This window comes from Serratia sp. HNCC26DJ206, assembly GCF_057180605.1.
The window spans coordinates 1-25,165 of record NZ_JBXUGP010000045.1; the positions used below are offsets into that span (position 1 = coordinate 1).

Annotated in this window: 21 protein-coding genes and 1 pseudogene; 21 read left to right on the forward strand and 1 reads right to left on the reverse strand. The window is 51.9% G+C overall.

Annotation, left to right across the window (positions count from 1 at the left end):
• The 17 genes and pseudogenes from AC2A1E_RS21935 to AC2A1E_RS22015 all read left to right on the forward strand — a co-directional run.
• The coding region (locus AC2A1E_RS21935; protein ID WP_484385500.1) for a hypothetical protein at positions 1 to 507 on the forward strand (507 nt) is incomplete at its 5' end.
• 104 nt (positions 508 to 611) lie between these two features.
• Positions 612 to 2,480 (forward strand): efflux RND transporter periplasmic adaptor subunit, encoded by a 1,869-nt coding sequence (locus tag AC2A1E_RS21940; RefSeq protein WP_484385501.1) that lies wholly within the window; start codon positions 612 to 614, stop codon positions 2,478 to 2,480.
• 7 nt (positions 2,481 to 2,487) lie between these two features.
• Complete coding sequence (locus AC2A1E_RS21945) at positions 2,488 to 4,635, forward strand: site-2 protease family protein (RefSeq protein WP_484385502.1); 2,148 nt, start codon at positions 2,488 to 2,490, stop codon at positions 4,633 to 4,635.
• A complete protein-coding gene (locus tag AC2A1E_RS21950) occupies positions 4,628 to 6,616 on the forward strand; it encodes a preprotein translocase subunit SecA (RefSeq protein ID WP_484385503.1) in 1,989 nt (662 codons plus the stop codon). The genes AC2A1E_RS21945 and AC2A1E_RS21950 overlap by 8 nt, the downstream gene beginning before the upstream one ends.
• 68 nt (positions 6,617 to 6,684) lie before the next feature.
• A complete protein-coding gene (locus tag AC2A1E_RS21955) occupies positions 6,685 to 7,239 on the forward strand; it encodes a metallophosphoesterase (protein WP_484385504.1) in 555 nt (184 codons plus the stop codon).
• 148 nt (positions 7,240 to 7,387) lie between these two features.
• Positions 7,388 to 8,890, forward strand: coding sequence for a hypothetical protein (locus AC2A1E_RS21960; RefSeq protein WP_484385505.1), 1,503 nt, complete (start codon positions 7,388 to 7,390; stop codon positions 8,888 to 8,890).
• A gap of 80 nt (positions 8,891 to 8,970) precedes the next feature.
• Positions 8,971 to 9,117, forward strand: a pseudogene (locus tag AC2A1E_RS21965) (type VI secretion system baseplate subunit TssF); the annotation flags it as partial.
• Positions 9,118 to 9,495: 378 nt separating this feature from the next.
• On the forward strand, positions 9,496 to 10,083 hold the full coding sequence (locus AC2A1E_RS21970) for a hypothetical protein (protein WP_484385506.1): 588 nt from the start codon (positions 9,496 to 9,498) through the stop codon (positions 10,081 to 10,083).
• Between the two features lie 278 nt (positions 10,084 to 10,361).
• Entirely contained in the window at positions 10,362 to 11,078 is a 717-nt protein-coding gene (locus AC2A1E_RS21975; protein WP_484385507.1) for a hypothetical protein, read from the forward strand.
• Entirely contained in the window at positions 11,071 to 12,591 is a 1,521-nt protein-coding gene (locus AC2A1E_RS21980) for a GH3 family acyl-acid amido synthetase (RefSeq protein WP_484385508.1), read from the forward strand. The genes AC2A1E_RS21975 and AC2A1E_RS21980 overlap by 8 nt, the downstream gene beginning before the upstream one ends.
• 17 nt (positions 12,592 to 12,608) lie before the next feature.
• Positions 12,609 to 13,997 (forward strand): B12-binding domain-containing radical SAM protein, encoded by a 1,389-nt coding sequence (locus AC2A1E_RS21985; RefSeq protein ID WP_484385509.1) that lies wholly within the window; start codon positions 12,609 to 12,611, stop codon positions 13,995 to 13,997.
• Between the two features lie 3 nt (positions 13,998 to 14,000).
• Positions 14,001 to 15,347: a B12-binding domain-containing radical SAM protein gene (locus AC2A1E_RS21990; RefSeq protein WP_484385510.1), complete on the forward strand. Its 1,347-nt coding sequence runs from the start codon at positions 14,001 to 14,003 to the stop codon at positions 15,345 to 15,347.
• The gene (locus tag AC2A1E_RS21995; RefSeq protein ID WP_484385511.1) at positions 15,344 to 16,372 is read left to right on the forward strand and encodes an N-acetyltransferase; all 1,029 of its coding nucleotides are present in this window, start codon (positions 15,344 to 15,346) and stop codon (positions 16,370 to 16,372) included. The genes AC2A1E_RS21990 and AC2A1E_RS21995 overlap by 4 nt, the downstream gene beginning before the upstream one ends.
• On the forward strand, positions 16,369 to 17,679 hold the full coding sequence (locus AC2A1E_RS22000) for a B12-binding domain-containing radical SAM protein (RefSeq protein ID WP_484385512.1): 1,311 nt from the start codon (positions 16,369 to 16,371) through the stop codon (positions 17,677 to 17,679). Before AC2A1E_RS21995 ends, AC2A1E_RS22000 begins: the two co-directional genes overlap by 4 nt.
• On the forward strand, positions 17,676 to 19,019 hold the full coding sequence (locus AC2A1E_RS22005) for a B12-binding domain-containing radical SAM protein (RefSeq protein WP_484385513.1): 1,344 nt from the start codon (positions 17,676 to 17,678) through the stop codon (positions 19,017 to 19,019). Before AC2A1E_RS22000 ends, AC2A1E_RS22005 begins: the two co-directional genes overlap by 4 nt.
• Before the next feature lie 8 nt (positions 19,020 to 19,027).
• On the forward strand, positions 19,028 to 19,687 hold the full coding sequence (locus tag AC2A1E_RS22010; RefSeq protein ID WP_484385514.1) for a phosphatase PAP2 family protein: 660 nt from the start codon (positions 19,028 to 19,030) through the stop codon (positions 19,685 to 19,687).
• On the forward strand, positions 19,650 to 20,240 hold the full coding sequence (locus tag AC2A1E_RS22015; protein WP_484385515.1) for a YybH family protein: 591 nt from the start codon (positions 19,650 to 19,652) through the stop codon (positions 20,238 to 20,240). The genes AC2A1E_RS22010 and AC2A1E_RS22015 overlap by 38 nt, the downstream gene beginning before the upstream one ends.
• On the opposite strand, the gene AC2A1E_RS22020 is transcribed toward AC2A1E_RS22015, so the two are convergent.
• A complete protein-coding gene (locus AC2A1E_RS22020) occupies positions 20,187 to 21,131 on the reverse strand; it encodes a fatty acid desaturase family protein (protein WP_484385516.1) in 945 nt (314 codons plus the stop codon). The two genes, AC2A1E_RS22015 and AC2A1E_RS22020, sit on opposite strands and share 54 nt — an antisense overlap.
• Positions 21,132 to 21,424: 293 nt before the next feature.
• Between AC2A1E_RS22020 and AC2A1E_RS22025 the strand changes: the two genes are divergently transcribed.
• The 4 genes from AC2A1E_RS22025 (at position 21,425) to AC2A1E_RS22040 (ending at position 24,908) form a co-directional block, all read left to right on the forward strand.
• On the forward strand, positions 21,425 to 22,405 hold the full coding sequence (locus AC2A1E_RS22025) for a hypothetical protein (RefSeq protein ID WP_484385517.1): 981 nt from the start codon (positions 21,425 to 21,427) through the stop codon (positions 22,403 to 22,405).
• A 95-nt stretch (positions 22,406 to 22,500) separates the two neighbouring features.
• Complete coding sequence (locus tag AC2A1E_RS22030; RefSeq protein ID WP_484385518.1) at positions 22,501 to 23,352, forward strand: DUF4431 domain-containing protein; 852 nt, start codon at positions 22,501 to 22,503, stop codon at positions 23,350 to 23,352.
• A 479-nt stretch (positions 23,353 to 23,831) separates the two neighbouring features.
• Positions 23,832 to 24,551: a DUF6088 family protein gene (locus AC2A1E_RS22035; RefSeq protein WP_484385519.1), complete on the forward strand. Its 720-nt coding sequence runs from the start codon at positions 23,832 to 23,834 to the stop codon at positions 24,549 to 24,551.
• Positions 24,552 to 24,626: 75 nt separating this feature from the next.
• The gene (locus AC2A1E_RS22040) at positions 24,627 to 24,908 is read left to right on the forward strand and encodes a nucleotidyl transferase AbiEii/AbiGii toxin family protein (RefSeq protein WP_484385520.1); all 282 of its coding nucleotides are present in this window, start codon (positions 24,627 to 24,629) and stop codon (positions 24,906 to 24,908) included.
• Positions 24,909 to 25,165: the final 257 nt, after the last annotated feature.

The window sequence follows — 25,165 nt, forward strand, 5'->3', positions numbered from 1 at the left end:
CTGGAAGCGTTGCCAGTGGGCAGCGTGCTCAGCGACGGCGTGCGCAGCTTTACGGCCACCGCGGGCAATACGGCGACCGACATCACCGGTTGGCAATATGCAGGGTTAACGCTGACGCCGCCGTTGAACTTCAGCGGGCAGCTTGAACTACAAGTTGTGGCATCAGCAACGGAGCGTGGCAATGGTTCAACCGCCAGCACTCAACGCTCGGTAGCGATCAATGTTCAGCCGAGCAACGCATTGCTCAAGCAGAGCAGCAGTTCAAATGCCTCGATTGTGGTGCAGTCAACGCTGGCGGCCACCGGCAAACAGGCGATGAATGAAGATCGCTACGTGGTGCTTAATCAGAACACCCAGTCCACCATACCGGTGATCGATTGGGGGGCGAGTGCCGATGGGCTGGACAGTATTCAGGAAGCCGCCTGGCTGAAAAGTACGCTGGCTAATAACAACGTGGAGAGTCAAAGCCTGGCAGAAATAACCGGCCTGAGCGTGAAACTGAAATAAGCGCGCCGCCTGTTCTCCTGAAAAGTGGGAGAACAGGTTGGCGGGTGTGCAGGTCAAGGGAGTCGGGTGCGGATGGCTAATGGACAGCGCGGGTGGTTGAACAGATGAACAACGCAGAAGCAGCGGTATTGGCTTCACAAGATAATACCGGTGAAAGTCCGGTGGGCAAGGCGATCGTTGAGTTCTCATCTTGGGATGCGTTCATTCTGGCGCAAACGGCGCAGGAGCGTTGTACCGCCTGGTTAGCCTTGGTTTTTCAGCGGCTGCCGCAGGCGCGGGTTGCGGCAATTCTGGTGGAAAATCAGGCGGACGGTGCCTTTGTTCCCCTCGCCGTTTGGCCACAGGCCAGTGTGGCATTGGGCTATCTTGGGGCGGTGGTGGAGCAAACGCTGCGTGAACGCCGCGGCGTGGTCAAGGCGGCGGAAGATGCCCCTGAGATTATGCACGTCGGTTACCCGGTGTTTGTGGGCGACGCCGTGGCGGCGGTGGTGGTGATCGAGGTGCTGTGTCGGCCAGAAGCAACCAGCCTGATTTTTCAGGAACTGCATTGGGGCAGCGCCTGGTTGCTGAATCTGCTGTCTGAACGTGAATTAAGCACGGCGGTGAACGGGAAAAAACGTTTGGAGTCGATGCTGGAAACGCTGACCGTACTGCTGCGCCACGGCAAACAGCAGCAGGCGTTGTTCGAACTGGTAAGCGCATTGCGCCGCCATTTTGGCTGCATCCGGGTGGCGATCGGTTTGGTCACCCGCTCCCGCGTTCGCTTGGCGGCGTTATCCGAGGCGGCCACCTTCGAAAAACATGGGCTCTTGGTGAAAGCCTATGAACACGCAATGGATGAAGCATTGGATGAAAACCATCCACTGAGTTTCCAGATGGATAAAGAAGCGCTGCAACAGCAAACCCCAATGCACAAATCGCTCTGCCAGCTTTCAGGCTCGCCGGTGACCTGTTCGTTCCCGCTGGTGAGCGGTGCGCGCTGCATCGCCGTGCTGACTTTGGAATGCGAGCAGGCATTGTCGGATGACGATGTAACCTGGTTTGACACCTTTGGTGCGTTGGCGGCCCCGGTGCTGTTACAGCGGCAGGAGGCTGAGCGCGGGGCCTTGCAGCGTTTCTGGCAAGATATTCAGAGCGTTCTGGCAAAGCTCTTCGGCCCGCGCTATTTACTGTGGAAAAGTACGGCGGTGGTGAGTTGTTTGTTAATCGGCGTGTTGACCTTGCTGCCGGTGACTTACCGCGTCTCGGCCAAAACGGTGATTGAAGGTGAGGTGCAACGGGTGATCGCGGCCCCTTTTGAGGGGTTTATTGCTGCCAGCTACATTCAGGCGGGGGATAACGTCACTGCGGGCCAACCGATTGTGCAGCTTGACGATCGTGAACTGCGTATTGAAGAGGCCAAATGGTCTGGCGAGCGTGATCAATACGAAAGCCGGTTACGCGAGGCGATGGCGTTGCACGATCTGACCGCGATGCAAGTGGTGGGCGCACAGCTGCGCCAAGCCCAGGCCCAGTTGACGCTGGTGAACGAAAAAATCAGCAAGGCCCAACTGTCTGCGCCATTTGATGGCGTGGTGGTCAGCGGCGATCTTAGCCAGCAGATTGGTGCCCCGGTAGAAACCGGCAAGAAATTGTTTGAGATCGCCCCGCTGGAAAGCTATCGCATCGTGTTGCAGGTGGATGAGCGTGATATCCGGCAGCTACAAACCGGGCAACAGGGGCATTTGCTGATGACCGGGATCGCCAGCGAAGCCATGAGCTTCAAGGTGATGAACGTCACGCCGGTGGCAACGGCACAGGAAGGGCGGAACTTCTTCCGCGTTGAGGCGGTGCTGGATCACGCGACTTCCCGTCTGCGGCCCGGCATGGAGGGCGTAGGGAAAATCGAAGTCGGCCAACGCTCGCTCTGGTGGGTGTTGACGCACAATATGATCGATTGGCTCAGGCTAACGTTCTGGACCTGGGTACCGTGAGGCATTAATGGCTCGTCATTTATTCAGTTCATCCTGGCATAGCGTTGCCGATCTGACGCCGCGCCTGACCTCGCAAGTGCGTATCGTCCGCCATGTCTATCGCGGACAGGTCTGGTACGTCGCTCAGGATCAGGCCGGGATCCGTTATCACCGCCTGTCGCCTTCCGCCTATGCCTTGGTTCTGAGGTTTGATGGTCAGCAAACGGTGCAGCAAATCTGGGAGCAGGCCAACCTGAGCGGGTTGGGGGACGACTGCACGCAAAACGAACTGGTGGATTTACTGGTTCAGCTACATGCTGCCGATCTGTTACAGGTGAACGTCAGCCCCGACAGCGCCGCCTTGTTTGATCGTTATAAAAAGAAGCGTTGGGCGGCGTTGCGGCAATTTATGCTTAACCCGATGAGCCTGAAAATCCCGCTGATCGATCCTGACCGTTTTTTGCTGCGCTGGGCATCTTCCGTGGCCTGGTGCTTCAGCAAAATAGGCTTACTGATCTGGCTGCTAGTGGTGTTACCAGCCTTGGTATTCGCCCTCGAACATTGGTCTGAGTTAACGCATAACCTCTCCGATCAGATCTTGTCCTCCAGCAATCTGTTAGTCATGGCGTTTGTTTTCCCGTTGGTGAAACTGGTGCATGAATTAGGGCATGGTTTTGCCGCCCGCGTCTGGGGCGGTGCGGTCCATGAGATGGGGATCATGTTCCTGGTGTTTGCCCCAATGCCTTATGTTAATGCCTCATCGTCGGCCGCGTTTCCTTCCAAGTGGCAGCGGGCGCTGGTGGCTGCCGCAGGGATGATGGCTGAACTGTTTCTGGCAGCCTTGGCGTGTTATGTCTGGCTGTTGGTCGAACCCGGCGTGGTGCGTGCGGTGGCCTATAACGTTATGGTGGTCGCCGGAGTCTCGACGCTGGTGGTTAACGGTAACCCGCTGTTGCGCTATGACGGCTATTACATTTTTAGCGATTTAATCGAGATACCGAATCTCGCCCAGCGCGGGCAGAAATATTTGGCTTACCTGTGGGATCGCTACGTTTTTAACGTCCAAGACTTGGATCCGCCAAAGGAAAGCCGCAGTGAACGCTGTTGGTTGGTGTTGTATACCCCGTTGGCCTGGTGTTATCGGGTTTCTCTCTCTCTGTCGATTGCGTTGTTTGTGGCGGGCAAGTTTTTCATTTTTGGCGTGCTGATTGCGCTCTGGAGTTTGTTCTCCCTGATTGTCATGCCGCTGTGGAAGGCCTATCGGCATGTGGTGAGCAGCCCTGGCTTGCAGCGCCAGCGGACCCGGGCGATACGGATCTCTCTGCTGCTGTTGCTAGGGGGGAGCGCTTTCCTGCTGGCCGTGCCGGTTCCGTTACAGACTCAGGCGGAAGGGGTGATCTGGCTGCCCGATCAGGCCATTATCCGCGCTGGCGGGAAAGGTTTTTTCCAACGCTGGCTGATTGCACCGGGCCAACATGTTGAAAAGGGGGATGCACTCTTCCTGCTGGAGGACAAACTGCTCGAAACCGAGCGCGAGGTGGCAGAGGCCAAAGTGGCCGAGGCTCAGGCTAGCTATCAGGCGGAGCAATTTGCAGATCAAACCAAAGCCGTGGTGCTGCTGCGGAGGTTGCAACAGGAACAGGCACTGCTGAGCAAGCTGGAAGAACGTATGCACAAGCTGGTGGGTTATGCGCAAACCGAGGGGTTCCTGGTGGTCGAGAATCCGCAAAACATGCCGGGGCGTTATTTCAGGGAAGGAGAGTTGATGGGGTATGCATTGAAAAAGGACACCCTGATTGCCCGCGTGGTGGTGCCACAGGATGATATCGATTTGGTGCGTACTCAACTACGGACGGTGTGGATGCGTTTATCTGATTCCATCGGCCAACGTTATGCCGTGAAACCGGTCCGCTGGCCAACGGGAGGGATCAATGAATTACCCACCGCGGCGTTGGGGATCTCCGGTGGCGGGAAAATCCCCACTCAGCCAAACGATGCCGAAGGGTTAAAGACGATGGAGCGTATTTTCATGGTCGATCTTGCGCTGCCTGCCGATGTGGCCACGGCTGCTTTTGGTGAGCGGGTTTATGTGCGCTTTGATCATCGTTGGGAACCCCTGGCCTGGCAAGGCTTCCGCCGCCTGCGCCAACTGTTTTTGAGCCGCTTCAATGTCTGACGTTCGCGCGCTGATCGCCGGGCGTGGCACAAAGTTGGCCGACGGCGCTTATTCTGAGCGCGTCGATGTACCGGTGCATCAGTTAGAAGAAGGGTTACGAGCCTGGTTGGCACGCTTTTCGTTTGGCAGTGCCAATCGCAAAGGGCGTTTTGTTAAGCAGGTCAATGCGCTGGAAGCACAAATAGTGTGCCTGGATGACGACGGGTTGCGCGCGCAAATCCATAGCGTAGCCCGGCGGATGCAAAAGGTGGGATTTCGCGATGATCTACTGGCGCAGGCGTTTGCCATCGTGCGCGAAGCCGCGCGGCGCGTCTTGGGCAAACGGCACCATGACGTACAGTTATTAGCCGGATATGCGCTGTTGCACGGCAAGATCGCAGAAATGGCCACCGGGGAAGGGAAAACGCTGGCGGCGACGCTCGGCGTCTGTACCGCTGCCCTGGCGGGTGCGGCAGTGCACGTGGTGACGGTCAACGACTATCTGGCCGAGCGTGATGCTGAAGATAACTTGCCGCTGTACGCTTTCTTTAATCTTTCGCTGGGGGTGGTGATTCAGGATATGTCGATTGCCGATCGGCGGGCGCAGTATGCCAAACATATTGTTTACGTTTCCAACAAAGAGCTGACGTTTGATTATCTGAAAGATCGCATCGCACTGGGGGAAACCACGGCGTTGCAATTGAAGTTGCGCCGGATGAACCGGCAAAATATGGCGTCGGACGCTATTTTACGTGGCCTGCATGTGGCTATTGTGGATGAGGCGGACAGCGTATTGATTGATGAAGCCCGCACGCCATTGATTATTTCTGAGACTTTACCCGATGACTTGGGCAAAGAGGTGTATCAGCAGGCGATAGCGCTGGCTGGCAAGTTGCAGACGCCACGGGATTATCAGGTGGGGAAACATCAGGATATCTGGCTGACGCCAATGGGCGAAAATGCCGTGGCGGAGTGGGCCAGCGATTGGCCAGGAGTGTGGCAGTCATCGTTATGGCGACAGGATCTGGTCAACAAAGCCTTGTCAGCCTTGCATAAGTTTGAGTGCGATCAGCATTACATCATTGCAGATAATAAAATCCAGATCGTTGATGAGTTCACGGGCCGCGTGATGCCGGATCGAACTTGGGAACGGGGTTTGCACCAAATGATTGAGGCTAAGGAGAATTGCGAAATTACCGGGCAGCGGCGCACTTTATCGCAAATCACCTATCAGCGTTTTTTCGGCCGTTACCTTCTGCTTGCGGGCATGACGGGCACGGCGAAAGAGATCGGCCCAGAGCTGAAACGCGTTTACGATCTGAGCGTAACGCGCATTCCCACCCACAAAACAACGCGCCGCTATCGTTGGCAAGATCAGGTGTATAAAACCACCGACGAACGCTGGCAGGCAATTGTGGTGGCGGCACAGACGGTCGCCATGCAAGGGCGGGCGGTGCTGATCGGCAGCCGATCGGTTGAGGCTTCGGAGACCTTGAGCAGGTTGTTTAACCAGTTGGGCGTTGTGCATACGGTGTTGAATGCCCGGCAGGATCAGGCGGAGGCTGAAGCTATCGCTCAGGCCGGGCAAGCAGGATGCATTACCGTTGCCACCAACATGGCAGGGCGCGGAACCGATATCAAACTGGCTCCTGAAGTCGAAGCTTGTGGCGGGTTACATGTCATTCTGACCGAGTTTCATGAAAGCGCGCGGGTTGATCGTCAACTGTTTGGGCGCTCGGCGCGGCAGGGCAATCCAGGCTCGGTGCAGGCGATTGTCAGCCTGGAAGATGAGTTATTTCTACGTTACACCCCTAAAGCACTGCTGTTTGGCTTAACGGCCTGCTACGGGCAAAATCGCTTTTATTTGAGCCTGTTCCGCCAGATCGTGAAATATACCCAATGGCGGGCCGAATGCCAAAACCGCAAAATCCGGCTTGCTACGCTCAAACAAGACCGGAAATGGCTGAAAGCATTAGGCTTTGTGGGTCAGGAGCGCAAGTAATCATTTTTCTGACACAAAGAGAACCTACTATCGCTCAAAATTTCTTTTTCATTTACATGGAGTTTCTTGTGAAAAAAGTTTGGTCGATTGGCGCACTCTTTATCTCTGCTTCGCTTCTGGTGGGGTGTGGTGATACCGACAGCAATAGCGAGCGGGTGCTACCGCCCTCCCCAACAGAGAATCAGGTAACAGAAAAACCCATCACTGACCTCCCACCAGATAAGAGCCCGGTAACCGTGGCGTTTATGCCCGATGTCCATTTTCATGATGTTTATGGCACTTTCGAAGGTAACGCCTTCGCTGGCCTGATGAACGGTAAAAGCGGGCAGCCAGCGATGATCCGCACCATGTATGCGCAACTGACATCAACCCGATTATTTAATGAGAACTATTTTGCCTTTCTGGCGGCGTTGGACGACGCGGCACAGCGTGGCATCAAGTTGATCGCGCTTCCTGGTGATTTCAGTGATGATGGTCAGCCGATCCATATGCGTGGGTTGAAAAAAATTCTGGACGAGTATTCCCAGCGCTATGGCATCGAGTTTTTCGCCGCTCCGGGCAATCACGATCCGAATGTGCCATTTGAGCGCCCCGGAGGGAAAAGCGATTTTCTCGGTGAATAGGGTAAAGAACAACGCATCTACAGCAAGGGCGCTGCTGAATGCCAAGGTTACAGCGAGGCCTGGGCGATGATTGATGCAGGGTATGAATTACCCACCGTCTGTACGGAGGATATTCGCGAGTTGGGCTATGAGGGGGTGACCACCGCCCTTGCCGAACACGGGTTTATGCCCAAAGCCTCCTATCTTTATTGGGGAAACCCCTTACAGCAGCTATACAACCGCGACCTACCAATTTGATACCGCACGCCAGCAGGCCGATTGGCAGTATCGACATTATGAAATTTGTGCCGAAGGTACCGGCGGCAGCTATAAGAAAAGTGGTTACACCCACTGTTTACAGGTCCCTGATGCCAGCTACCTGGTAGAACCTATCCCGGGTGTGTGGCTGTTGGCGATTGATGCCAATGTTTATATTCCCACGTCTTCTGCCAATGACGCAGACCCAGCCAACCCCAAAAACTTTAGTGGCTCAGGCGATGCGGGGTATAACCGCATGTTGACGCACAAAACTCACGTGATTGAGTGGATCAAAACCGTGACGCAGCGCGCAAAAGAGCAGAATAAACAGTTGATCACCTTCAGCCATTTCCCGATGACCGAATTTTACAACGGGGCATCTGACGATATTGAGGCACTGTTTGGCACCGGTAGCTTCCAGATGGCGCGTCGGCCCGCAGAGGACACCGCGCATGCATTGGCACAGGCAGGGATTCAGCTCCATGTCGGGGGGCACATGCATTTTAATGATACCGGTGTGCGAAAGTATGACGATGGTTTTCTGGTGAATATTCAGGCACCGTCGATGGCGGCTTACGTTCCTGCCTATAAGCTGCTGACGCTTACCAGTGAAAGTGCCATAGAGGTGGAAACCGTGCGCTTGAGTCAGGTTCCGCGTTTCGATGAGCTGTTTGAGCATTATCAGATGGAGCATCAGCACTTGGCCGCTCAAGGTTCGGCGAAGTTATGGAATGCAGACATCCTTGCCGCCAAGGATTATCATAAATTTAACAATATCTATCTCTCTGAACTGACCCGCCTGCGGTTTTTACCCAGCGAATGGCCCTGTGAAATGCGCGAAATGCTGTTCAGTATGAGTGGCCGCGATATGCTGATCCTCTCTCAACTGGATACAGAAGTGACGCTGGCCCAATTGCAAGCTAACCCGGCATTGTCACCGGTGACAACACTCGCCAAGTGCACGGCCGCTTCGCCTCAAGCGCCTCTCAGCGCAACGGCCGAAACGATTACCGCAGACTGGGAGCGTGCGCAGACCAAGGCTGTGTCGTTAGCGAAAGCAAACCACCTCAAGCTGGATGATTTTGCTTCATGGAGCGGATTTGATCTGGCCACCGATTTTTATCGCTTGGTTAACGCCGGGGATCTGGCATTGGACGACATCACGCCTGAGCGTATCGGTCAATACAGTGTACTGGCGGATGCCTTGGCCAATACCCAGGCCACCATTCATTTTGCTGATAAGAAAGTGCTGGATGAAAATAGCGTCAGCCAGGTATTTCAGAACCGTTTTGGTGCTCTGTTTACCATCCTGCGCAAGTTGGGTACCTCATTACCACCCAGCGATCACTTTATGATTAATCTTGAACAGCATGAGGTGAGCAACCTTAGTGATAAAACAGGTTTTGTAGAGTAACCATGTGGGGCTATCTATCCCGAGGATGAGCCTTGCTCACTGCACCAATCTAGTCGCTTTGACGTTGTGAGTTCAACGGGGCGCTGCAAATCCCGCTGCGCGTACAGAACCTGTGCCCACTCACGCTGCCATGCTATCCGCCAGCGGAAGACCGATTCCACTGGCGGGTGATGAGCCACCTAGGCTCGAACTTCCTCAGTATGATGGCCAGCGCCGATCTTGTGCGGTACGGCGAGGAGTCGCCGTTACCGACGCGCTTACCTCATTGGGCTGGGGGCATTCGGCACCACCTTTACACCGGAAGGCAAAATCCTGGTCCGCCACCCGAAACAGCAGAATTACGTATGCTGTTCCTCTCAGCATCCTTAACCATGACACACTGATAAAACAGCAGAAAAGCAACGAGATTTCACTTTAGATCCGGTTCTTCGACACTTTTGGTCGTCTGCAAGAACAAGACGCTGATGTTTTGATACATTGCTGGGAAACGGGGCAGATGCTACGACACGGTTTGATAAAAGTAACCCCGCATTGCGCACCATAACAAAGGGTCTGCGCTGATACGGCATCTTAACTGGCAAGCATTAATCTGTTGAGAGGGTTTTATGAATAGTAGAAGATTCTTGAACACTATTTTGCTGTTAGCATCAAGTTGTTGTTTTAGCGGTTTCTTAAGTGCGGGCGAAACAGGCACGCTTACGGTGCGATTTGGTCACACAACAGAGGATACGTTTAAGGCCACTCATCCTGATGCCGTCAACTTGGGTTTTAATAAAAACCTGCAAGGAACGATTTACCTGAAGTCGGCAGAAACATCGCCTAATGCTTTCCATTTTGATGGCATGAAAAATGTTTTTACGTTGTTCGATCAGAATAAGAGGTTAATCGCTATATATACCCAGTTTGAAGGCGATTATTCGGCTATTGCCGGTGATTTTCTGACTAAAAAATACAGGCTTATGGTAAATAAAAAACCATTCATTGGCACGAAATATATGAAGTTATACAATAATGGTGTTTATATTTATATGATAACCCCTTTTTTTTCAAGTACGTCTGTATTCTATATAACAACGGATGAGCAAGATAAAATTTTAAAAGATATACCCAAAGATATGGCTGAAGACGAGAATGAAACTTTGGGTTACCTCGTTGAGAAAAGCTTTCCGAAAGATATGAGGGCGAAATTCTAAATAGATCGGGTGGGAGTAATGAGTTTTATCAATGAATAGCAATAGTGCCACCACCTTAGATCTTTTGCCCCTTGAAAGTGATGCCGGTGCCAAGCAGATTCTGGTTGTATTTGTTTCAGTCTCTAAGTGAAAATATTGCCGTTAAAGATGAGATGTTCATCCTGCTGTGTTGTTATAGCACATCGCTCCGAATGGGATATATCAACACAACATATACCTATTCGCTGTGATATCAGAGAAAAATTCTGAGCAGGTATTTTTACTTGAGGATAAGAGCGATGACAGAGTATCGGGCTTACTTCCAAAGGGTAAATACCCTTTCGCAAGCTAAGCGTGCACGGATGGCTGAGATCTACTTTCAGTTTTACGCGGGAAGCGACATTCAGTGCTTTTTACACGATCTGCAAAGTAAAAATGAAGTACTGTTTCTGGAGTTTAACGGGCATCTGATTGGTTTTAGTAGCGTACAGTTCTATCAAAGTGAAAATGCCATCATTGTTTACTCTGGTGACACTATTGTGATGCCGGAGCACTGGAAGCAGCAAGTGCTGCATAAAACCTGGATTGCCCGTATGGCGCTGCTGAAGCGGGAGAACCCCGAGCGGCAACTCTACTGGTTGCTCTTGGTTAAAGGTTTGCGCACCTATAAGTATCTGAAAGTTTTTGCCAAAAGATTTTACCCTCACTGGAAACAACCCGAACCCGAACTTAAGCGTTTAGCTGATTCGCTGGCGTCGAAAAAATTTGGTGCGTTATACAATCGGCAAACCGGCATCGTTGAGTGCCCTGTTCACTACGGCTACCTTAAAGAATCACTGGCGAATATTTCGCCCGCGCTGCATGTAAAACCAGAAGTGGACTTTTTTGTGCAAAAAAATCCTTACTATGCTTATGGCCACGAACTGGTCTGCCTGAGCGAAATTTCGTTAGAAAATCTGGCTGCGCGTAGCCAACCGTTTTTTATGGAACCTCGCGTGGAGTTTCGTGATGAGTAATCCTTGGCATCATTTTCGTCAGCCTGTGCCAGCGGCCAGTGGAACGGTGTCCGAAAGGCAAACGCGCTGGCTGATGGCCTGTCTGAGAGATAATCAGACGTCTGCCTATGGGGTGCGTTATGGGTTTGCCCGTATCAGTTCCATCGAAGAATTTCAGCGGCAGGTTCCTATCGTAGAATATGAGGCGCTGGCTCCCTGGGTTGAAAAGGTGGCCAACGGCGAGGCGGGACAATTGTTTTGCGCCGACGCGGTGGCGTTTGAGAAAACCGGTGGTAGCCACAGCGGCGGTAAACTTATTCCTTATACCGCTCAGGGATTAGCCGACTTTCGGCTGGAATTGATCGGCTGGTTGAATAATGTCATAACGCAGTTCGACCTGAACGAAGGTAAAGCATATTGGGCCCTTAGCCCAGCGGCAACCCACACTGAAACGACCCGCAGCGGCCTCCCCATCAGTGCAGGAGATGCGCTCTATCTGGGGGAGGAGAATCTGGCGGCGTTTGCCGAACTTAGCGCGGTTCCCTTTAGCCTTGGAGCGGTCAAGGAGATGGCGGACTGGCAACTGCTGACACTCTATTTCCTTGTTCGTTGCCACGATCTGCGGCTTATTTCAGTCTGGAGCCCCAGTTTCCTGACGTCACTGCTGACGGCCCTGCAAGAAAGACAATCAACATTGCTGACCATTCTGCAAAACGGGGCGGTTATAGCAGGGCATGAACTGCATGCTGATGCCGCTGCGTTACGTCGCTATCAGGCGTATCTTGTGCAACAGGATAGCCGCATCTTGTGGCCTGGGCTTAGGGTCATCAGCTGCTGGGGGGATGCCTCTTCACAACCGTTAGCGCGGGCGTTGATGCGCAATTTCCCTGGCGTACATTTGCAACCTAAAGGCCTACTTTCGACCGAAGCCGTTATTACCGTACCGGGTACTGGTGGCTTGCCATCTCTCTGCCTTGACAGCAACTTCTACGAATTTGCCAATGACCATGGGCAAATTTTTCTGGCCGATGAAATTGCTTCTGGCCATGAATATAGCGTTATTGTCACAACCAACAGCGGCCTGTATCGCTATCAGACTGGCGATCGGGTGAAGTGCCTTGGCCGGCAACGGGATGGCCTGTCGCTGCGCTTTATGGGGCGCAATGGTGTTTGCAGCGATCTGGTGGGGGAAAAACTGACGGAGCCTTTTGTTATCCACAGCCTGAGTGCGCTGGAAGGTTTTGCAGCGCTCGCTCCAGACCGCGCTAATCTTGGATATGTGTTGCTGCTGGATGCGGAATTTCGTCAGCATAATGCGCCCTGTATCAGCGTAATTGAACGCCAACTGTATAATAATCCTCAATATGCTTACGCCAGACGGCTTTCTCAGCTTAATCCTCTGCGTTATGCCTATCTCGATCAACCCGTGGAACGCTATCTCAACTGGCAATACGGTAAAGGGAAAAGTCCGGGGGATATTAAGCTCCCGGCGCTGTTTACCAACGATGACTGGCGCGACATTTTTCACCTATAAGGAAAGGGAACCACGGAATGGAACCTGCAATCTACAGCTCGCAGCGTAAAATGAAGCTGCTGCTGATTTCGCCCAAAGGCCCGCTCTACCGCCGCCGGGGAGGGATCTTCAAGCGTTCGCTGCGTTATCAGCCCCTGACGCTCACGACGCTGGCGGCGCTAGTGCCGAAAGACTTGCCGATCGACGTTACGCTGCTTGACGAAAGTATCAGCGACATTCCAGAGCAACTGGAAGCTGATTTAATCGGCATGACGGTCATCACGGGCAATGCTCCCAGAGCTTATGAATTGGCAGCCGGTTTTCGTGCCCAAGGCATTCGCGTCGTGCTAGGCGGGCCACATGTCACCCTGCTCCCCGATGAAGCGGCTCAGCACGCGGATTCCATCTGTGTAGGCTATGCGGAACAGAGCTGGCCGCAGCTCTTGCGCGATTTTATGGCTGGCAAGCTGCAAACCCGCTATCAGCAGGAACAGGGATTCAACCTGGATGACCTTGCGCTGCCTTTCCCGGAACGCGATCTTTTTGATGGTAAACATTTTCTTACCCAGGCCGTGTTTGAAGCGACGCGGGCCTGCGCTCACAACTGTGAGTTTTGCGTTGCCCCCAGTGCCTGGGGGCGCAAGCAGTTTCAACATCCGGTTGAATGGGTGGTCAACGACATTCGTCAATTCGTCGCTCGTACGGGCAAACGTAAACTGATCTTTGTCGATCTGAATCTGGTGTCGGATATCGGTTACGCCAAGTCTCTGTTCAACGCGTTAATTCCGCTGAAAATCCAGTGGTTCGGCCTGTCGACCGTATTGATTGCCCATAATCGGGACCTGATGGAACTGATGGCGCGCAGCGGTTGTAAGGGATTGCTGTTAGGGCTGGAAACGGTCAGCGACGGTAGCCTGAAAGATGCGGGTAAAAAATTTAACGGCTCGGTGGATTACAAAAGCCTGATTGGCGATCTGCACCGGTTGGGGATCTCCATTCAAGGGTGCTTTGTATTCGGTCTTGATCACGACACCCTGGATGTTTTTGACCGTACCGTCGAACTGGCCATTGATGCTGGCATCGATCTACCGCGTTTCTCGGTATTAACCCCTTTCCCCGGCACGCCGCTGTTTAATCGATTGGAACAGGAACAACGAATTCTGACTAAAGACTGGTCGCTGTATGACGCCCAACACGTGGTGTTCCAGCCGAAACTGATGAGCGTGCAAGAACTGGAGAACGGCCACGAGTCCGCCTGGAAGAAAGTCTATCGCTACAACAATATTGCCCGACGGCTGTGGCAGGCGAAAAACTTCCGGCCTCTAGCGCTAACCGCTAACCTTGGTTATCGCTTCTATGCCCACCATTTGCACCAGTTCTACACCTGTGACTGGCCGATTGAACCTGCAACGGCGCGGGATCAATAAGCGATGCGACTGACATTTATTCATCCGGCTATTGGTCACCGAAAAAACGAATCTTATCTCCGTTCATGGCAGATGGAGCCGCTGCCAGTCGCCACCTTGAAGGGATTAACGCCAGCAGAGGTGGAAACACGTTTTTATGACGATCGTCTGGAGCTGATCCCCTTTGACGAACCCACCGATGTGGTCGCTATTTCAGTGGAAACCTATACCGCCAAGCGCGCTTATCAGATCGCCAGCGAGTACCGAAAACGCGGTATACCCGTCATCATGGGCGGTTTTCACGCCACGTTGGTGCCCCAAGAGGTGGCTCGCTATGCCGAAGCGTTGGTCACAGGGGAGGCCGAATCTGTCTGGCGTGAGGTCATCGACGATCTGCGCCATGGAACGCTGAAAAATCACTATCAGGGCCAGCAGACCGATCTACGCCAGGTTCAGGTCGATCGCAGCCTGTTTAAAGGCAAGCGGTATTTGCCCATCGGGCTGATTGAAACCGGGCGTGGGTGTCGCTTTCCTTGTGAGTTTTGCGCCGTACAGACTTTCTATCAGCGCCGCTATCGTCGGCGTGATATCGACAATGTGCTGCAAGAACTGTCACGGCTAAAACGCGAAAAGAAACTGTTTTTCTTCGTGGATGACAATTTCGCGGGCAGCCTGCGCGAAAGCCGGGAGGTGTTGCCTGCATTTGCGCGCGCCGATGTTCGCTGGGTCACTCAGATGAGTATTAATGCCGCTCACGACGAAACCTTCGTGCGGGAACTGGCACAGGCCGGTTGCCGGGGGGTATTGATTGGTTTTGAATCCCTTAACGAAGACAATCTTCGTCAGATGAATAAACAGGTCAACACCATGAAGGGCGGATTCGGCAATGCGCTGGCCAATCTGCGCAAGCATGGCATCGCGGTGTATGGCACCTTTGTATTTGGTTATGACCACGATACTCCAGAGTCATTTGGCGATGCGGTGCGCTATGCCCGCGAACAGGGCATGTATATCGCGGCGTTCAACCACATGACACCATTCCCTGGTACACCGCTGTATACCCGGCTGGAGCAGGAAAAACGCCTGCGCTTTTCGTCGTGGTGGTTGGACGATAATTACCGTTACAACGATCTTCCCTTTTTGCCAGCTCAACTGACGCCGCAACAAGTGACACAAGGTTGTCTGCAAGCCCGGAGAGCGTTCTACAGCTGGCGCTCAATGCTTCAGCGTGGCTGGCACAACCGCAGCGATTTTTTCATGTTCCGCAACTACTTCCCGATCAACCTGATGCACCATAACGAAATCAGTAGCCGTAACGGTTACCCGTTGGGTGATGAAAGTTGGCAGGGCCAACTGCTGGAAGTGAAATGATGCGCCTGATAGCAGCAATGCCCGAGCACAACATCCGCCTGCTCGGGCTGTTGGAAGAGAATGCGATGCACGGTGAGATTGATCTGGTGATGACTCGCCGCCCGGACTATTTTGCCGCTCAGCCAGGCTTTGGTGTTGAACACCCGGTGATCGCGCTGGAGGGTGAACGTGCCATTGGCATGTGCCAGTTAACGGAACATACGGGTTTTGTTAATGGCCGCCAACAGCAACTGGGTTATCTCGGTAGTCTGCGGGTGACGCAGGGCTACCGCCATCGGATTCGGGTGCTCAGAGCCGGATTTGACTATCTGCGCCAGCTTGTCCCTCCTGACTACTGCTACACCAGCATTGCGGCAGATAACCCTGTGGCGCGGCGCTTGTTAGAGCGCGGCCTCAGTGGTCTGCCTGAATATCGTCTGCTGGGCGAAATGAACACGCTGGCGATGGGGCGCAAGCAGGGCAAACGGCGGGGGCTATGGAGCGTGGTGCCGCCGGAAGAGTACCCGTTGATTGTTGATTTTTATCATCGTATGGCGGCTCAACGTCAGTTAGCTCCACGCCTTGATACGGAATGGCTCTGTGCCTCCGGGTTACCGGTGCTGGGGTTTTCTGATGCGCAGGGGCTGCATGCCTGTGCCGTGCTGTGGAATCAGCAGGCGTTTAAACAGGTGCTGGCCGCGCGTTATTCTGCCCGGATTCGCTGGCTTCGCCCGCTGTGGAATTGTTACGCAGCCTGTACCGGGCGCGTCCCCTTGCCAAAAGTAGGGCAGGCACTTGACCAAAGCTTTTTGGCCTATTTTGCTTGTGATGACAGTGAAAGAATTAGCGAACTGGTTGAGGACGCCTTAAGTTTTTGCACTACGCGGGTGATGACATTGGGATTGCCCGCGGGTACGCCATTGATGGCAAAGCTTATTGCCCGCACCCGGCCATTGCTTTACCGCACCTGTCTGTATGGTGTGAATCTGACCACCCGTCCTGAATGGGACCCCCGTTCTGTATGGCCAGAGGTGGCTCTGTTGTGAATATTGTGCTGATTTATCCCAACATGGGTGATTACCGTACCAAAGATGCCATGACGCCATTGGCGATGGGGATTCTTGCGGCACTTTCGCCCGGTCACAAGGTCACTTTTCATGACGAACGGCTGGAAGCCATACCGCAAAGCCTGCCAGATGCCGATCTGATCGCTATTTCGGTAGAGACGTTTACCGCCCGGCGCAGTTACCTGCTGGCCGATCGCTTCCGCCGTCAGGGTAAAAAAGTGGTGATGGGGGGATATCATGTCACTTTTATGCCCGAAGAAGCGTTACAGCATGCGGACAGTATCATTGTGGGGGATGCCGAGGGGGCCTGGGAGCAACTGCTGCTGGATGCAGAGCAGGGGATGCTGAAAGCGCGTTACGCCGGTTCCCGTGACAGGGCGTTGGATGACTATCAGCTTGATCGTTCGATCTTTGCTGGCAAGCGCTATGCTCCGCTGGAACTGATTCAATACTCGCGTGGTTGTCGCTTTGCCTGCGATTTCTGCTCTATTAATGCGTTTTACCCCGCAGGCGTGCGCACTCGCCCGATCGAACAGCTTAAGGCTGAAATAGAGCGCTTGCCTGCGGGGCGATTTCTGGCCTTTGTTGACGATAACCTGTTCGTTAACCGAAAGAAGCTGGAAGCCTTGCTGACCATGCTAGCTCCGCTCAAGCGGCGCTGGGGATGCCAGATCAGTATTGATGTCGCCCGTAATGTGGAAATGCTCGACCAATTGGCGCAGGCCGGGTGCAGCTTTGCCCTTATCGGCTTTGAAAGCCTTGCCCCTGGTAATCTGCGCCAGATGGGGAAGTCGTGGAATCACGCCGCAGGTGACTATCGCCGCGTCATCGAGGCCCTCCACCAGCGCGGCATCTGCGTATATGGCACCTTTATTTTCGGTTACGACGACGACACCCCAGAAACCGTTCAGCAATGTCTGAACTTCGCCCTGGAGAATGGGCTGGAAATCGCCAACTTTAACCTGTTAATCCCCACGCCGGGTACCGCGCTGTATCAGCGACTGCAGGACCAAGGGCGGCTTCTGTCACCCGAATGGTGGATTGATCCTGCTTACCGCTATGGCGATCCGATTTTCCAACCCAAAGGCATGACACCGGAACAACTTACCGAACAGTGTTTTCAGGCCAAAACCCGCTTCTACAGCTATCCATCCATTGCACAACGGTTATTGCGCTTCAATAAAAAGCGCCGTTGGAAAACCGCGTTAATCGCACTGTTGGCTAATCTGGTGTCGCACAGGGAGATCGCCCGTAAGCAGGGAAAACGTCTGGGAGAAAAGGGATGAAGCTGGCACTGATTAAACCCAATATTGGCCGCAGAGAGCATAGCCTGTACGTTGACGAAGGGCGCATGGAACCGCTGATGCTGGGCATTCTTGCCGCGCTGACGCCAGCGGATGTGGAGGTGGTGCTGTACGACGATCGTATGGAAAGCATTCCTTACGACGATCCTATCGATCTGGCCGCCATTACGGTAGAAACCTTTACCGCCCGTCGAGCCTATGAGATCGCTGCGGAATATCGGCAGCGCGGGGTGAAAGTCATTCTTGGCGGTATGCATGTTTCGTTGTTGCCCGCGGAAGCGAGCCTCCATGCGGACAGCGTATTTACCGGCGATGCCGAAAGCCGCTGGGTGGAAATGATCGAAGACGCCCAACGCGGCCGCTTGAAAGCGCGTTACGATGCCCCGGTGGGTGTCGGCCAAGTCGATGCCTGCCAAAGAGCCCTGTTGCCCCGTAGAGATCTGTTCGCTGGCAAGGGCTACCTGCCCATTTCATTGATGCAATTTTCTCGCGGTTGCCGTTTCGCTTGTAACTTTTGCGCCGTTAGCCAGTATTTTGGCCGACGCCATTATTTGCGCAACGTTGATGACGTGGTGCGTGAGATAGAAAGCCAAGGGCACCGCTTTGTGTTTTTCGTCGATGACAATATTGCCTCCGACCCTAACGCCTTGGCAGAGTTGTGCCATGCGCTTATCCCGTTGAAGATTAACTGGATAAGCCAGGCCAGCCTGGACGTTACCAAGAATCGCCCGCTGATGAGCCTAATGCAAAAAAGCGGCTGCTGGGGCAACGTGATGGGCTTTGAATCTATAACCCCGCAAAGCCTGCGCGATGCAAAGAAATCACCCAATATTTACGGATTTTCGGACTATCGTGATGAAATTGCCGCTTTGCGCGACTTCGGCCTGCAAACCTGGGCGGCGTTTACGTTGGGATACGATCACGATACGCCTGAAAGCATTGAACAGACCGTAGAGTTCGCGCTGAAAAACCGCTTTGCCTTCGCGGCCTACAACATTCTGATGCCTTACCCGAACACGCCGCTTTACCATCAGCTCCAGCAGCAGGGGAGGCTGCTGTTTAATGGGCAGTGGTGGTTGCACCCGGAGTATCGCTTCAATCAGGCAGCGTTTATTCCGCAAGGCATGGCTCCTGAACAACTCACTGAACTCTGCCACCAGGCGCGCAGCCGCTTTAACAGTCTGCCCTCAATCGTCAGGCGTTTTTCTGACCTGCGTATGACACTCCAGTCGTTATCACGCATCAGTGCCCTCTGTCGCTATACCTTGCTGTTTCGCAAAGAGGTCCACAAAAAGCACCGCATGCGCTTTGGGCTGAAATAGGGGAGATCATGAGATTAGCAACCTGCGTTGAGATGGAGCCTTTCCCGCGTCGCTTAAAGAGTTATCTGTTCTGGATGATACCTGTGTCAGCGGTGTTTTTCGGCGTTTATCCCACGATCAACCTGTTTACCGCCTCCCGGGATGATACGTTAGCGCTGTGGATACCTGCGGAGCTTAATATTCCATTTATTCCAGGTTTTATCTGGGTTTACTTTTCCCTGTACCTGATTATTCTGCTGCCCGTTTTTTTTCTTAATCAACGTGAGCAGCGGCGATTTGCGGTTGAACTGATGGCGATCACCCTCGTTGCCGCGTTTGTTTTCCTGCTATTGCCTGCCCGATTGGGGTTTGAGCGTGAAGGGCCATCTGACCCATTCTATCGTGCACTGTATAATTCATTGTTTGCGTTGGACTATCCGCACAATTTAGTCCCTTCTTTGCATGTGGCCTGGTCTTGTACCGCCGTGTTAGCGATGGCTCGCAAATCCGTGGGATGGTTTGCATGCCTACTGTACGGCTGGCTTGCCGCTATTGCTCTTTCTACATTGTTCACCCACCAACATCACCTGCTGGATGTTATTACTGGCGGGTTATTATCATGTGCTGTTTACCACCTCACAGGGAGAGTTTATGAAAAATCTTGCGATCCTGCTGCTGGTACTGGTTAGCCTAAGTGCTTCGGCTAGCGAGTCTGACGAAGCGATTCACCAGGAGTTACGACAAGCGCTCAGTCTGGTTGAATCATCCATTAATAGCGGTGATTATGAAAAAATGCTGCCGGTATTGAGTGATAACCTACGGGCCACGCCGGTGACTCAGGAGTTTATCAAGAACAAAGAGGCGGTAACGCCTTATTTCCACAGTTGGTTCGGTAGCGACAAGTTCTTGAAAAAGCTGACCATTTCTTTTACTCCGGACGTGGTAACCGAGCTTTCTGCCGATAAAACCTGGGGAGTGGTTTACGGCAATGGGCTGGAAAAATACCTGTTAAGCGATGGGCGTAATTATGATTTTCCAACCCGCTGGACCGCGACGGTGATGCTGGAAAATGGCCACTGGAAGATCAGAACCATCCATATTGGCACCAATTTTACCGACAACCCGTTGCTCAACGAGGCCCGAAGCGCCATTAACAAAGCGCTGTATGGCGCAGGCGGCGTGGGCTTATTACTTGGGTTGGTGTTCGGGTTCCTGTTGTTTACCTGGAAACAGAAGCGTTAAATCTGCTGGCGCATTCATGGGGGGCGCTGGGCGGACTCCATGGCGCCACAGGCTAAACCAGATACGCCAAAACGACGGGCGCGGTTGATCGTCGATCAGCGCTGGTAATTCATACCACGGCGCGGTGGGATGCTGATGGTGTGCAAGATGGCAGTGGTAATTCAACGCCAGCCAGCGCGAGATCGGGAGTACCTGCAAGTTCCACGCCCCATTCTGCACATTGCGGCAGCTCCAGGCGTGATTAACATACTGTAGCGCAGACCAGTGCAGAGCAAATGCCCATAAACAGGCAACATAGCCGAAGACGTTTAGATCCAATAGCCAGAATAACAGTGCCTGCCAGGCAAACGCCAAGGCTAGCTCACACCACACTGCCAGTGGTGGCAAGGTGAGCAACTCCGGGATTTGTGCGCCAAAACCAAGAGCCGGGCCCAGTTTTTTTACGAAGAAATCTGAGCGATAAAACCACCACGCAACCAGCCAAATCGCGTTACCCAGCACGACAGCGAAATAGTACAGGCCCAGTAAATTGCCCAGATAGAGCCAGATATTCCGTAACCACTTGGATTGATGCGGCAGGTAGTAGTCATACATTTCTTTGTCAGTGCGATTGTTTGCGTGGTGGTCAAGATGGGCTTTGCGCTGAAGCAGAAAGGAGGTAGGGAAAGCCCAGCCAGCAACAATACCAATAAGCCTGTTTGCCCGCTTGGAGTGGCTCGCCACGCCATGCACAGCCTCATGCATGATGGCAAACGGCATATTATTGATTAGCGCAAAAAACCAGATTGCTGGCAGCGCCCAATACCAGTGGCTGTGACTGGCCACCCATAGGCAGAAACCAGACAGGGTAAAGGAAAACACCAAAAGCAGCGTGTTAAGCATTAATTTCATGGCTGTTCATCCTGAACACTGGCGATCATGGGCGAAAAAGAGCATCTTCAAACACCTACGTTACCATGAGTCACATTGCTAAAAAATAAGCTCTAGCCAATACGGGTACGTTAGCTGTGATCGAATGAAGAAACAGCAATTGCCCGTCACCTGGCAGGGGAGGTTATGCAACCAAATCCTTTACAATGTTCTTAAGCAGTAACTAGATCGGTAATACATAGGCATCGAAACTGAATTTTAATTTTTATATATCATTATTGAATGATTTATTTTTACTTCTTGGATTTTGGCAAATGAACACTATAGCGAGAGTTTTATTGAGCCTCACGGTACTGATCACCAGTACCGTCTGCTTGGCTGAAGAGGATATGTTAGACAATGCGGCGGCTCAGCGGCAGGCGCTTCTTGTGGTTGAGCGCTGGCAGCTTGCTTACCAGAATAAAGATCTAAAAGAACTCGCGGCGCTTTACGCAGATCACGTGGATTACTTTCATAAAATGGTGACGCGTGAAAAAACCATGGCGGATAAGGCAGCATTTTTCAATTCAGAGAAAAAGAAATTCTTATCGCAATCGATCGTCAGTACGATCTACGCTCATGCAGATGGAAATAATACCGACGATGGTGGCGTGGACGACAGCATACGAGCCGAGTTTGTAAAACAGGTGAATGTAGGGGGGAAAACGCAAAACTACCCCGCCAGTTTGTATATAAAACCTAATGCTGCGGGGCAATGGCAGATTATCGCTGAATCTGATGGTATTACCGATACTAATCTTGGTTTTGATGACGATAGCCGCCAGGTAGTAAGAGGCAAGTTCGACGGCATTCAACGGCAATATGCTTGGGTAAATAGCCGCCATGCTGAAACCGGCGGCGACTGCAAGAATGGAGACGATTGTAATTGTTATCTCTGGACGTCAAAGGCAGAAGTTAAACCGTTAGTTCTACCTCAGTGTATTAACGCATCGCTGACGGTGATCGCAGGGCTGGACAGCAGCGGGCGCGATCGCCTGCAACTGATTGGCCAGTGGTGGCAAGGAAGTTGGATAGGGATCCATCTCTACGATATCCAGCAATCACAGTGGACACCGGCTATTCGAACCGTGAGCTCCAACATCAGTGCAATAGAACAACTGCCCGAAGCCTTAGTGACTCCCGACCCGGAAAAACCAGGATATGTGCGGATCACTGAAACCACCTCAGATCCTGACACCGCTGATTTTATCAATAAGACATTGGTATTACCGCTATATATTCTGCCTGTTCAATAAGGCCTGATGCGGCCTGCGCTTGATTACCTTAGCGCAGCGCTGCGGTCAATAATGCCTAAAAGATCAAATTACAAGACGGGGAAAGAGCTCCTTAGATGATGACTAAAAATAAGTATATTATCCGCCCTTATAAATTGATGGCTGTTGTTATGACTCTTTTCGCGCTTTATACCAGTGCGGTATCGGCGGCGGAGAGCTGCCTGAATTATGGCAAACCCATTAGCCTCAGCGGCATTGTCGAAATACGGGTGTTCTTTGGTTCACCTAATTATGGTGAGGATCCAACGACTGACAGCCGGGATATTCAAGGGCTACTCTTTCTGGATAAGCCAATTTGTACTGTCGGTGAAGATTATAATGAAGCCGAAAAAGACCAGATTGAGGTCACACTGATCCCCACTGGCTCTCTCAACTTATCGGATTTTGCTGGCCAGCACGTTACCGTCAGCGGCAGCCTCAGCCATGCAGATAACGGCCATCATAATACTGCTCTGTTGTTAAATTTATCGGGTACTCCCAAATTCGATGCCAAAGCCAATACGCCACAGCCCACCAGCAGTGAACGTAAACCTATTCTTGATGCCATCCGCCCCACTGCGGCCAGTGAAGCAGGGCAGGCGGTGCTGATTAAGGTAGACAGGTTGAATGTGAGTAACGAATGGGCCGTGCTGGTGGGAGAATTAGTGGCAACTGACGGTGGTAATCTTAATTGGACGCTGGCTAAAGACTGTGAGGCAGATTTAGATAAAATGCTTTGGGTGGTACTCAATAAATCCAGCAATCAGTGGCGTGTGAAGGAGATGGATATCTGTTCACCAGAACCCCCGTATTGGTATCTTGAGGATAAGGATCTGACTATGCCTTGCGAGGTTTATGCAGGTTTGAATAATGGTGGAAATAGTAGCCTTGAGGAGCGTTGTCGAGTTCAACGCAACAAGCCGCGTTAAGCGTGTTGCTGCCCTTAATGCTCTGGCTGCCGAGGCCAGTTGCAGTTGGCCACTAGAGTATAACGGCAGGGTGATGGGGTTGGCAGCGATGCAACCCTGTGCCAGAGCGGACATTATAAAAATTAAGGCAAGTTCATCTATCGGGTGGGATCAATCCAACAACACCCCTGAAGTATTTATATTATGTGTGGCGTTTCAATCTTACTAAACTGACGGATGGTTCTTTCTATCTTCAGGATCTGTTGTACATCAGGCTGATTGAACTATAGATCTTCCAACTTCAATGTTTCTTTTGTGGCGTCACCCATGTTAACGAGGCAGACTATCAGCAATAAATTTGACTGAACAGAAGCGATATTATAAATCACTGTAATTACAGATGGTTATTATATCTAAACTCTATTAATGTCATGTTTTTCTGCAAAAAAACTTTACCATTTACTAAACAGGCGTAGAATACTTAACAGGAGGATAACAATATGAAGATAAAACCCTTAGTTGAGAAGGAAATCACCCGATTTGAACCTGGTAAAGTTTTCACCTATAGAGATTTAACACCATATTTTTCAAGTCCTGAAACGACGGTGAAAGCTGTCAGTCGCCTGGTGAAGAATGGTGACATTAAAAGGTTCGCTAAAGGCCAGTTTTACCGCCCGAAAAAAGGGATGTTTGGTGAAATGCAGTTGAGTGATACCGAGAAGTTGAAAATCTTCATGTATCAAGATGGGGAGCGGAGAGGCTATGTTACGGGAACAGGTCTCTATAACCGACTGGGGCTGACTACTCAGGTTCCCAGAACAATTACCATTGCCAGTGACAAATCACCACAGCGCAAGAATCTGGGCACCCTCGAAGTGAAATTAGTGAAAGCTAAAGTGCCCGTTTCAGAATCCAACAGGGAATACCTTGAGATTCTTGATGTTCTTTCCGACATTAAGAAAATACCGGACAGTAACCCATCAGAAGTCATGAAAGTAATAGCGAGTAAACTGAAGAATATCAAAAAAGATGACCTTTATAAACTTATTAACTTGGCCAGTTTTTATTCGCCCGTAACGCGGGCTTTGTTGGGGTTATTGACAGAAAGAATTAATAAAAATCTGGCCGCGAATCTCAAAAATAGTCTTAATCCGACTACCCGTTATCGGATTGGGCTGGACAGTTACTGGGATAACGCAGATGAATGGAATATTGAATGAATCTTCATAACAACCGGGAAATATTCCTAGAACTGATTAACCGGACAGCAGAGTATTTTAAGATCCCAGAAGTTTATGTTGAGAAGGATTACTGGGTTACACGGATCCTTCTCCAACGTTCTCGACATCAAACGAACGGTAGCGGAAAAAATATTAGGGCTGGTCAGAGCCTCGAGAGCGGAAGACCCAGAGCAGGCACTAGCTGATAAAATTCGTCATATATATGATCTGTGCATGATCAAACGCGATGCACAGTACAGTCAGCTTTTTTCTTCTGATAACCTTTGGAAAGTCATTGATATTTTTATTCAAGCCGACAGGGATCAGTTCAGCGATACAGGAAACTGGCTTGACTAACCTCTGCATGAGAGTGTGCTTTTCGTTCAGTCTAGTGAAACATGGAAAAGTATCAGGGGTATTTTTCACGGTGCATTTTCTGAATTGGTTTACGATGGTGACCTTCCCTTTGACGAGGAAGTTTTCGGATTACTTTCCTCAGTAGCCGACCTTCTGCAAAGAAGGCCTGATTGAAACGATGGTAATATATTTTTTTGTGTATGAGCTAAACGGTTAAGGCACAGAGATTCACCTCATATGACAGGCCGTTCTGTGCC